Consider the following 10,448-nt stretch of genomic DNA (forward strand, 5'->3'; position numbering starts at 1 on the left):
GCTTCGTTGCGACGACCGGGGCTCAACTTCCAGTGCCGCCCGGGTCCCTACCGCCAACCCGACCGCACCGCTTCCCTTCTTCCCCCGCGCCGCGTTTCCGTTAGCGCGAAAGAGGCGCGATTCTATGCACCCGCCACCGTCTCCGCAACCCCCTTTGTGAAAATATTTTGAAAAAGCCCCCGTGCGCTGCCGCGCACGGGGGCTGGGGTTCGATGAGCTACACACCGCTCGCGATCCTGAAGCAGCCGGCAGATCGTCTCCCTCCATATATATGGCGATGTCACTTGCCGCCGGCTGCGGCCTGCAGCGACTCCACCGGCACTGCGTCGGCCATCGCCGTGTAACCGGCGTCACTCGGGTGAATGCCGTCGCCACTGTCATATCGGCGCTGCAGAACACTCGGGCGCGTGGGGTCGCGCAGTATCGCGTCGAAGTCGACCACGCCGTCGAAACCGCTGCCACCCCGAATCCACCGGTTCACCTCGAGCCGGATCGTCTCGCGCCCGGCCGGCAACGCCGCGGGCGTAAGTGTCGCGCCGAAGACCTTCACCCCCTGGCGGTGCGCGGCCTCGATCAACCGGCGATAGCCGTCGATCAACGCCGCGGCCGTGACCTGCGTATGCGGATTGTCGCAATCGAGCCCCGCACGCGGCGGCATGGCCGCAAAGTTGATGTCGTTGATGCCGATCAGCACGATCGCCGCCTTCACCCCCGCGCGCGACAGCGCGTCGCGCTCGAACCGCGACGCCAGCGACGTGCCATAGCACGCCGAATCGCTGAGCAACCGGTTGCCGCTGATCCCGAGATTCACCACGCCAAGCGGATCCGGACCTGCCGCGGCCAGCCGGTGCGCCAGCGCGTCCGGCCAGCGACGGTTGCGGTTCAGGCTCGAGCGCAGCCCGTCGGTAATCGAATCACCGATCGCCGCGACACTCGCCCGCGCAGCACCCGCCTCGACGGCCAGTTCCGTCACCCACGCATACTGGGTAAAGCGCGTGCGAAATGCGCCAGCGCCCGGATCGCTCACGTGATCACCCGGCGCCGATACGTAGTTGAGCTGGTTCGACACACGGTGCCACACGGTCATCCGCTGGTTCGCGCCCATCCGCAGACTGATCGCATACGGCCGCCCGGCCGTCACGTCGATTGCCACCGGGTCGCTTTCGAGCTCCTGGCCCGGCACGAGCGTCACCGACGCCTTGCCGCCGAAGCGCACGCCGGCGCTCGCCCCGTCGGCAAGCGCCGCGCCGTCTCCCGCACGCGCCAGACCGGCGGCCTCGATCACCAGCGGCGCGCGACCATATGCATTGCTCACGCGAAGCCGCGCGGCACGTCCCGATACCGTCGGATAGACGATCTGCCGGACGGTCCGCCCAGCCACGTCGGGCGCGCGATAGAGCGGTGGCGGCGCAGCCAGGTCGGGAATCGGCTGCAACGCAGTCGCCCATGCGGCGACCCACCCGGCCGGAGCGGCCGAGGCCGCGACCGGCGACAGGAAAACGGACGCGCCCAGCACGGTCGCGACGAAACTGCTTCGAAATGACATCGGCGAAATCCCCATCGGAAAGCGGGCATTGTGCCGCAGAAGCCGCCCGTCTCACGCGCCGGACCACCTCCCACGCCAGCGATTGCACCCCGACGCCCCTCGTTTACCCGCGTCTCGCCGCAAATCGGCAAGAAATTTATTAACCGACCGGTCGGTTGGTTTATACTTCGCACACATTCAACCGGACGAGAACCTCCGCCATGTACACGCAATCCCTCGACATCCCCGGCAACGTCGCGCCGCTCGACGCCACCGCCGAGTCGCCCGAGCAAGCGCGGTTCGACGCGGTCATGGCCGCGGACGGCAAGATCGAACCGCAGGACTGGATGCCCGACGCCTATCGCAAGACGCTGGTTCGCCAGATCTCGCAGCACGCGCACTCGGAAGTCGTCGGCATGCTGCCGGAAGGCAACTGGATCTCGCGCGCGCCGAGCCTGAAGCGCAAGGCGATCCTGCTCGCGAAGGTCCAGGACGAAGCCGGCCACGGCCTCTATCTATATAGCGCAGCCGAAACACTCGGCGTATCGCGCGATTCGCTGATCGACGCGCTGCACGCCGGCAAGGCGAAATACTCGAGCATCTTCAATTATCCGACGCCGACCTGGGCCGACGTCGGCGTGATCGGCTGGCTCGTCGACGGTGCCGCGATCATGAACCAGATCCCGCTGTGCCGCTGCACGTACGGCCCGTACGCACGCGCGATGATCCGCGTGTGCAAGGAAGAGTCGTTCCACCAGCGCCAGGGCTTCGATGCGCTGCTGTCGATGATGAAGGGTACCGACGCGCAGCGCGCGATGGTCCAGCAGGCGGTGAACCGCTGGTGGTGGCCGGTGCTGATGATGTTCGGCCCGAGCGACGCCGATTCGGTCCACAGCAACCAGTCCGCGAAATGGGGCATCAAGCGGATCACGAACGACGACCTGCGGCAGAAGTTTGTCGACGCGACGGTCGACCAGGCAAAGGTGCTCGGCGTGACGCTGCCCGACCCGGACCTGAAATGGAACGACGCGCGCGGCCACCACGACTACGGCGCGATCGACTGGGATGAGTTCTGGCGCGTGGTCAACGGCGACGGCCCGTGCAACAAGGAACGCCTCGCGACCCGCGTGAAGGCGCACGACGATGGTGCGTGGGTGCGCGAAGCCGCGCTCGCGCACGAAGCGAAGCGCCGCGCCCGCGCCGAACAGCACGCCGCCTGAGCGGCAACCATCGAATTCAGGATTCAGGAGAAAGTGATGAACAAGGAATGGCCGATCTGGGAAGTGTTCGTGCGCAGCAAGCAGGGCCTCGATCACAAGCATTGCGGCAGCCTGCACGCCGCCGACGCGTCGATGGCGCTGCGCATGGCGCGCGACGTCTACACGCGCCGCCAGGAAGGCGTGAGCATCTGGGTGGTGCCGTCGTCGGCGATCACTGCGTCGGATCCGGCCGAAAAGGCCGAGCTGTTCGAACCGGCAGGCGACAAGATCTACCGTCACCCGACGTTCTACACGCTGCCCGACGAAGTCAACCACATGTAACGCCCGCGCCATGACGATCACACCCGAACACCTCTCCTACGTGCTGCGCCTCGCGGACAATGCGCTGATCCTCGGTCAGCGCAACGCCGAATGGTGCGGCCACGGCCCGATCCTCGAGGAAGACATCGCGCTCACCAACATGAGCCTCGACCTCATCGGCCAGGCCCGCATGCTGTATACGCACGCAGCCGAACTCGAGCGCCAGCTCAACGGCGCGGCGAAGACGGAAGACGATTACGCGTACTTCCGCCCCGAGCGCGAGTTCGCGAACTTCACGCTCGCCGAGCTGCCGCACTACGGCCCGATCGCCGGCACCGCGCACGCCGACAAGGACTACGCGGTGACGATCGTGCGCAACTTCCTCTACACGACGCTGATGCTGCACGTGTGGACGGCGCTCGAAACGTCGACAGACGCGCAGCTCGCCGCGATCGCCGCGAAATCGGTGAAGGAGACCCGCTATCACGTGCAGCACGCACGCGAATGGCTGGTGCGCCTCGGCGACGGCACCGACGCATCGCATTGCCGCGCCCAGGCCGCGCTCGACTACCTGATTCCGTACACGCGTGAATTCTTCGCGGCCGATGCAATCGACGACGCGGTCGCCGCACCGGGCATCGGCCCCGCACCGGCCGCGCTCGAAGCCGCATGGCGCGCGGACGTGGACGATGCGCTCGCGGAGGCGACGCTCGACCTGCCGGCGCCCGTGCAGCACGTGACGACCGGCAAGCAGGGCGAGCACTCGGAGCACATGGGCTACCTGCTCGCGGAAATGCAGAGCCTCGCGCGCCAGCACCCCGGCGCGACCTGGTAACCGGCCGACCCAACGGAGCCCGACGATGTCCGTCCAGACCGCCGCCCCCGCCGACGCCGCGCCCGCCGCGCATCGCAACGATCCGTTGCTCGCGCGCGCGTGGGACGTGCTCGAAGCGGTGCCCGATCCTGAAATCCCGGTCGTGTCGATCCGCGAGCTCGGCATCCTGCGCGACGTCCGTCGCGCAGACGACGGCCTGCTCGAAGTCGTGATCACGCCGACCTACTCCGGCTGCCCGGCCATGTCGCAGATCGCCGAGGACATCGCCGCCGCGCTGCAGGCCGCCGACCTGCCGCCGCACCGGATCGCGACGGTGCTCGCGCCCGCGTGGACGACCGACTGGATCACGCAGGAAGCGCGCGACAAGCTGCGCGCATACGGCATCGCGCCGCCCGTCGGCCAGTGCGGCCGCGCCGCGCCGCGGGAAAACGTCGTGCGTTTCGTGCCGCGGCCCGTCGCGGCGCCCGTTTGCCCGCGCTGCGGCTCCGCCCGCACCGAGCGTCTCGCGCAATTCGCGTCCACGGCCTGCAAGGCGCTGTACCGCTGCGTCGACTGCCGCGAACCCTTCGACTACTTCAAACCTTACTGAGATGAAACAGCCCCCACGCTCTCTTCGTTCGCCTGGGGGGGCGCAGCCCCCCCATCCCCCGGAAGCAGATCCGTCGCGCGCAGCGGCCCGGCGGGGGTCGTCGTCGACCCCGCAATTTCACCCGCTGCGTATCCGCGACGTGCAGCCCGAGACCGCCGACGCCGTTACCGTCTCCTTCGACGTGCCGCCTGAGCTGCGCGACGCGTACCGCTTCACGCAGGGCCAGTTCGTCACGCTGAAGACCCACATCGACGGCGAGGAAACGCGCCGCTCGTACTCGATCTGCGTCGGCACGACCGACTACGACCGCGACGGCGAACTGCGCATCGGCATCAAGCGCGTGCGCGGCGGCCGCTTCTCGAACTTCGCGTTCGACACGCTCGAGCCGGGCCACACGATCGACGTGATGACGCCGGACGGCCGCTTCTTCACGCACCTGAACGCCGACCACGGCAAGCAGTACGTCGCGTTCTCCGGCGGGTCGGGCATCACGCCGGTGCTCGCGATCGTGAAGACGACGCTCGAACTCGAACCGCGCAGCACCTTCACGCTGATCTACGGCAACCGCAGCGTCGACGCGATCATGTTCGCGGAGGAACTCGAAGACCTAAAGAACCGCTACATGAACCGCTTCGTCCTGTATCACGTGCTGTCGGATGACCAGCAGGACGTCGAGCTGTTCAACGGTGTGCTCGACCAGGCGAAATGCGCGGAATTCCTCGCCACGCTGACGCCGGCCGACACGATCGACGAAGCGTTCATCTGCGGCCCCGCGCCGATGATGGATGCGGCCGAAGCCGCGCTGAAGGCAGCCGGCGTGCCGCAGGCGAAGGTGCACGTCGAGCGCTTCGGCACGCCGCTGCCGCAGGCCGGCGCGCCCGTCGTCGAGATCACCGACCAGACGCCGGCCGCCGACCTCGAAATCGTGCTCGACGGCAAGAGGCGTAAGCTGCGCCTGCCGTACGAAGGCGTGAGCCTGCTCGACATCGGCCTGCGCGCGGGCCTCGCGCTGCCGTACGCGTGCAAGGGCGGCGTGTGCTGCACGTGCCGGGCGAAGGTGGTCGAAGGCGAAGTCCGGATGGAGAAGAACTACACGCTCGAGGAACACGAAGTGAAGGACGGCTTCGTGCTCACGTGCCAGTGCCACCCGATCAGCGACAAGGTCGTCGTGAGCTTCGACGAGCGTTGAGCGGCGTCGTACCGGCGCGGTGCGCCTGTTTCTCGTCGTCACACATCTCGCTTACACTAGGGGCCGCCGGCCGGCTGGACGTCATCACGTCCGCCCGGCCGGCGGTTTTCTTTTGTTGATGACAGGCCGATGAGTACCATTCACGTGATTCAGGGCGGCACCGCCGCCGCGTCGCTGCGCGAGGGTCTCGCGCAAGCCGGACGCGACGAGCGCGTCGTCGGGTTGCTCGACGATCTCGCGGTCGGGCCGCTGAAGGGCGCCGACGAGACGCCCGACACACGCGCCGCGTTCTGGCAGCGCGTGCTCGGCGACCAGATTCCCGACTGGAACGCGGAAATCGAAGGCGAGTTCGCCCGGCTCGACCAGCTCGCGACGGAGTCGGGCCAGGTGGTCGTCTGGCACGCGCCGAGCGTCGGCGACAAGCTGCTGCTGCGCCGCGTCGCCTATCACCTGCGCAACGTGCCGCAGCGGCTGAACGAGGTGCGGCTGTCGGCCGCCGATCTCGACGCGCCGCAGCGCGCGGCGCTGGCCCGCACCGACCTCGCATGTTCGACGGGGATGTTCTCGCCCGCGGCGCTCGCCCGGAAACGGCCGGCGGCCGCACCGATCTCGGTACTGCGCATCGGCCGCCTCGCGCTCGAATGGCAGGAGGCGAAGCACCTGAATGCCGAGTTGCGCTACTGGGTCAGCAATACGATCAAGAGCGGCCATTATGCAGACCTCGATGCGCTGATCGTCGCACACGCGGAAACCGGCTGGCTGCCCGCGCGACGCATCGTCGGCGGCATCATGGCCGGCGCCGACCGCGGCGGGCTGTTCGTCAGCGACTCGATCGCCTGGTGGCGCTGCCGCGAACTCGCGGCGGCCGGCCGGCTCGAGCTGCAGGACGACGCGCCGGCCGCCCTCTCTTCCACGCAGATGCGCGCGGCTGCCGCGCCTCGCTAACGCTACTTCTTTCGCATTCGACCATGGCCCGTACCCGAGCGCCCGACCACGAATCCCAGCGCGAGCAGATCCTCGATCTCGCCGCCGAGAAATTCGCGCAGACGAGCTATCCGAGCACGTCGATGTCCGATCTCGCGACCGCGAGCGGCACGTCGAAGGCACGTCTCTATCACTATTACGAGAGCAAGGAAGCGATCCTGTTCGATCTGCTCGACCGCTACACGAAGCGGTTGATGCTGATCATCGCCGAGGTCGAGGGCGCGAGCCAGCGGCGCGGCCTCAGCGAGCGCGACGCGTTCGCCGAACTGGTGCGCGCGTTCCTCGCCGAGTACGAGACGTCGCACAGCCGCCACGTCGCGCTGCTCAACGACGTGAAGTATCTCGAGGATGCGCAGCGCGAAATCGTGCTCGACCGCCAGCGCGACATCGTCGCGGCATTCGCGCGCCAGCTCGCGCGCGCCTACCCGGAGCGGATCTCGAAGGACAACCAGACATCGGTCACGATGATGGTGTTCGGGATGATCAACTGGACGTTCACGTGGCTCAAGCCGGGCGGCCGCCTCGGCTACCGCGACTTCGCCGAACAGGTGATCGACCTGATGGAGCACGGGCTGTCGTCGGGCGCGTGATTGCCGCGCAGCAGCACGCGTTGTGCGGCGGGCACACTGCGACAGGCCGCCGCGCATTTCATATGATGAATTTTTAATCCGTTATAAATCAAACAGATAGAGAATGAAGTAAGCGGATTTAGAATTTCCCCTCAGCACAAATAACGTCAAATACGGGTTTTCCCCAACCCCACTCGGGTAGAATGCTGTTGCATCGCACAAGACGTTTGTGCAGCTACACACTGAGGAACCCACGATGAACACGCAATTCGACCGCCGTGCCGATGCTGTCGGCCACGCCGGTACTGCGCCGGTTCTCGTCAGGGAACTGGCTTCCAAAGACCGTGAGCGAATGCTCACCCACTTTCTCTCGCTCAACGAAGAGGACCGCCTGCTGCGCTTCGGCCAGATGGTGCCCGACCACGTGATCGAGAACTATGTCCGCACGATCGACTTCGGCCGCGATACCGTGTTCGGCGTGTTCGACCATGCGCTCGAACTGCTTGGCGTCGGCCACCTGGCGTACCTGCCCGCCGAAGGCGACACGCGCACGGCGGAATTCGGCGTGTCGGTGCTCGAAAGCGCCCGCGGCCGCGGCGTCGGCTCGAAGCTGTTCGAGCGCGCAGCGATCCGCAGCCGCAACACCCGCGTGACGATGCTGTACATGCATTGCCTGTCGCGCAACGCGACGATGATGCACATCGCGAAGAAGTCCGGGATGCGGATCGAATACGCATACGGCGAAGCCGATGCGTACCTGACGCTGCCGCCGGCCGACCACTCGACGATCCTCGCCGAGATGCTGCAGGAACAGGCTGCGGTATTCGACTATGCGTTGAAGCGCCAGGCGCACCGCACGTCGAAGTTCATCGAATCGCTGATGCCCGCCGCGCTGACGGCGTGACATCGGCCGACCGGGCGCCCCGCGGAGCGCCCGGCCCGCGTTCCTTTCTCCCATTCCCGGCATCGCACGCTAGCGCACCGACCGGATCGGCAACGCCGTCGTCTCCTTGAAGCACTCGAGCGAGAAGCTCGTCTTCACGTCGATCACGGACGGATGGTGCAGCAAATGCTCCTGCACGAAGCGGGAGAAATGCGCCATGTCCTCGACCTGCACGCGCAGCAGGTAATCCATGTCGCCCGTCATCGCATGGCATGCGACCACTTCCGGCCAGGTCTGCACGGCCGCGCGGAACAGTTCCGCGTGGGTCGCGCCCGCGCGTGCCGACGTCTCGTCGGCACGAACCGGCGCCAGGCCGCCGCGCTTCTCGAGCCGCACACTCACATAGGCGAGCAGATCGAGCCCGAGCTTCTGCGGATCGAGCAGCGCCACGTAGCCGGTGATCACGCCGAGCTCCTCGAGCCGCCGGATCCGGCGCAGGCACGGGCTCGGCGACAGGTTCACGCGCTCGGCGATCTCCTGGTTCGACAGGCGACCGTTCTCCTGAAGAATCGCGAGAATCCGCCGGTCGATGGCATCCAGTTCGGCTTGCGCCATTTCCTGCCCTCCGAAGAATATTTTGGGACTTGAAATTGCGCCATCGTAGGCACAGGCGATTAAGTTCGCAAGTTTACGCTCTCCCCTGCCCGCTACACTTTGTCGCATGGATCGATGCGTTGCGCGCACCGCGCCACGCGTCACCTTCGACATGGAACCGGCCTGGCACCCTCATCGCCCCGGCCGATCGCACAGCACACAGGAGACACGGCATGCAGATCCCCAACTGGGAGAACCCCGTCGGCACCGACGGCTTCGAATTCATCGAATACACCGCGCCGGATCCGAAAGCACTCGGACAACTGTTCGAACGGATGGGTTTCACCGCGATCGCGCGCCATCGCCACAAGGACGTGACGGTCTACCGTCAGGGCGACATCAACTTCATCATCAACGCCGAACCCGATTCGTTCGCACAACGCTTCGCGCGCCTGCACGGCCCGTCGATCTGCGCGATCGCGTTCCGCGTGCAGGACGCCGCGAAGGCATACAAGCACGCGCTCGAACTCGGCGCCTGGGGCTTCGACAACAAGACCGGCCCGATGGAGCTGAACATCCCGGCGATCAAGGGCATCGGCGATTCGCTGATCTATTTCGTCGACCGCTGGCGCGGCAAGAATGGTGCGCAGCCGGGCGCGATCGGCGATATCAGCATCTATGACGTCGACTTCGAGCCGATCGCCGGCGCGAACCCGAATCCGGTCGGCCACGGCCTCACCTACATCGATCACCTGACGCACAACGTGCATCGCGGCCGCATGCAGGAATGGGCCGAATTCTACGAGCGCCTGTTCAACTTCCGCGAAGTGCGCTACTTCGACATCGAAGGCAAGGTGACGGGCGTGAAGTCGAAGGCGATGACGTCGCCGTGCGGCAAGATCCGGATCCCGATCAACGAGGAAGGCTCGGACACGGCCGGCCAGATCCAGGAATACCTCGACGCGTACCACGGCGAAGGCATCCAGCACATCGCGCTCGGCACGAACGACATCTACGGCGCGGTCGACGGCCTGCGCGGCAAGGAAGTGAAGCTGCTCGACACGATCGACACGTATTACGAGCTGGTCGACCGCCGCGTGCCGAACCACGGCGAATCGCTCGACGAGCTGAAGAAGCGCAAGATCCTGATCGACGGCGCCCGCGACGACCTGCTGCTGCAGATCTTCACCGAGAACCAGATCGGCCCGATCTTCTTCGAGATCATCCAGCGCAAGGGCAACCAGGGTTTCGGCGAAGGCAACTTCAAGGCGCTGTTCGAATCGATCGAGCTCGACCAGATCCGCCGCGGCGTGGTCCAGGACAAGGCCTGACCAAGGCCTGACGCAGACGGCCGCGCGGCGTCCGGCAGCCCGGGCAGCCGCACGAACATCGGCGGCACAACGAAAAAGGGCGGGAATCTCGCGATTCCCGCCCTTTTGTCGTTTCAGTCGTTCCGGCGCGGTCGGCCGGCCGCGCGAACGGATCAACGCACGTTCGCCTTCGGCGCGACGGCATGCTCGGCCGCCAGCCGTGCGTTGGCGTCCTGCGCCGGCGCGATCTGACGCATCTGCGCGCCGGCTGCCGCCAGTGCGCTCGCGCCCCGCGCGTGCACCGGGCCGGTCATCGCGAAAAACGCCGCGGACACGATCAGGAAACTCTGGATATGACGTGTGTTCATTGCACCTATATGAACGCGTCCCGTTTGCAACAGCTTTCTTGCGTTTCTGACAGACAGGATGGGCTGCGTCTCTATATCCGGC

General features: G+C 66.4%; 12 protein-coding genes. 9 read left to right on the top strand and 3 right to left on the bottom strand.

Going from position 1 to position 10,448, the window contains the following annotated elements; all coding sequences use genetic code 11:
- Positions 1-280 precede the first annotated feature (280 nt).
- On the bottom strand, positions 281-1,546 hold the full coding sequence (locus DIE22_RS37455; protein WP_124500374.1) for an SGNH/GDSL hydrolase family protein: 1,266 nt from the start codon (positions 1,544-1,546) through the stop codon (positions 281-283).
- Between the two features lie 200 nt (positions 1,547-1,746).
- Here DIE22_RS37455 and paaA point away from each other — a divergent pair, with 200 nt between their 5' ends.
- The 8 genes from paaA (at position 1,747) to DIE22_RS37495 (ending at position 8,115) form a co-directional block, all read left to right on the top strand.
- Positions 1,747-2,745, top strand: a complete 999-nt coding sequence (gene paaA, locus DIE22_RS37460) for a 1,2-phenylacetyl-CoA epoxidase subunit PaaA (protein WP_124500373.1) — start codon at positions 1,747-1,749, stop codon at positions 2,743-2,745.
- A gap of 36 nt (positions 2,746-2,781) precedes the next feature.
- Entirely contained in the window at positions 2,782-3,066 is a 285-nt protein-coding gene (gene paaB / locus DIE22_RS37465) for a 1,2-phenylacetyl-CoA epoxidase subunit PaaB (RefSeq protein WP_006752453.1), read from the top strand.
- Positions 3,067-3,076: 10 nt separating this feature from the next.
- Positions 3,077-3,880, top strand: a complete 804-nt coding sequence (gene paaC, locus DIE22_RS37470) for a 1,2-phenylacetyl-CoA epoxidase subunit PaaC (protein ID WP_124500372.1) — start codon at positions 3,077-3,079, stop codon at positions 3,878-3,880.
- A gap of 25 nt (positions 3,881-3,905) precedes the next feature.
- Positions 3,906-4,469: a 1,2-phenylacetyl-CoA epoxidase subunit PaaD gene (gene paaD, locus DIE22_RS37475; RefSeq protein ID WP_124500371.1), complete on the top strand. Its 564-nt coding sequence runs from the start codon at positions 3,906-3,908 to the stop codon at positions 4,467-4,469.
- Between the two features lie 124 nt (positions 4,470-4,593).
- On the top strand, positions 4,594-5,658 hold the full coding sequence (gene paaE / locus DIE22_RS37480; protein WP_124607522.1) for a 1,2-phenylacetyl-CoA epoxidase subunit PaaE: 1,065 nt from the start codon (positions 4,594-4,596) through the stop codon (positions 5,656-5,658).
- A gap of 129 nt (positions 5,659-5,787) precedes the next feature.
- Positions 5,788-6,603 carry a DUF1835 domain-containing protein gene (locus DIE22_RS37485; RefSeq protein WP_124607520.1) on the top strand — a complete coding sequence of 272 codons (816 nt, stop codon included), beginning with the start codon at positions 5,788-5,790 and terminating at the stop codon, positions 6,601-6,603.
- A gap of 23 nt (positions 6,604-6,626) precedes the next feature.
- Entirely contained in the window at positions 6,627-7,232 is a 606-nt protein-coding gene (locus DIE22_RS37490; protein ID WP_124500369.1) for a TetR/AcrR family transcriptional regulator, read from the top strand.
- Positions 7,233-7,467: 235 nt separating this feature from the next.
- The gene (locus tag DIE22_RS37495; RefSeq protein ID WP_124607521.1) at positions 7,468-8,115 is read left to right on the top strand and encodes a GNAT family N-acetyltransferase; all 648 of its coding nucleotides are present in this window, start codon (positions 7,468-7,470) and stop codon (positions 8,113-8,115) included.
- Positions 8,116-8,184: 69 nt separating this feature from the next.
- Here the strand turns inward: DIE22_RS37495 and DIE22_RS37500 are convergent, their stop codons facing one another.
- Positions 8,185-8,709 carry an Lrp/AsnC family transcriptional regulator gene (locus tag DIE22_RS37500; protein WP_124500367.1) on the bottom strand — a complete coding sequence of 175 codons (525 nt, stop codon included), beginning with the start codon at positions 8,707-8,709 and terminating at the stop codon, positions 8,185-8,187.
- A 212-nt stretch (positions 8,710-8,921) separates the two neighbouring features.
- Between DIE22_RS37500 and hppD the strand changes: the two genes are divergently transcribed.
- A complete protein-coding gene (gene hppD / locus DIE22_RS37505; RefSeq protein ID WP_124500366.1) occupies positions 8,922-10,019 on the top strand; it encodes a 4-hydroxyphenylpyruvate dioxygenase in 1,098 nt (365 codons plus the stop codon).
- 152 nt (positions 10,020-10,171) lie between these two features.
- Here hppD and DIE22_RS37510 read toward each other — a convergent pair whose 3' ends face one another.
- On the bottom strand, positions 10,172-10,366 hold the full coding sequence (locus DIE22_RS37510; protein WP_124500365.1) for a hypothetical protein: 195 nt from the start codon (positions 10,364-10,366) through the stop codon (positions 10,172-10,174).
- Positions 10,367-10,448 lie beyond the last annotated feature (82 nt).

Origin of the sequence: Burkholderia sp. Bp9142, from assembly GCF_003853415.1 — a bacterium.
Lineage (GTDB): Bacteria > Pseudomonadota > Gammaproteobacteria > Burkholderiales > Burkholderiaceae > Burkholderia.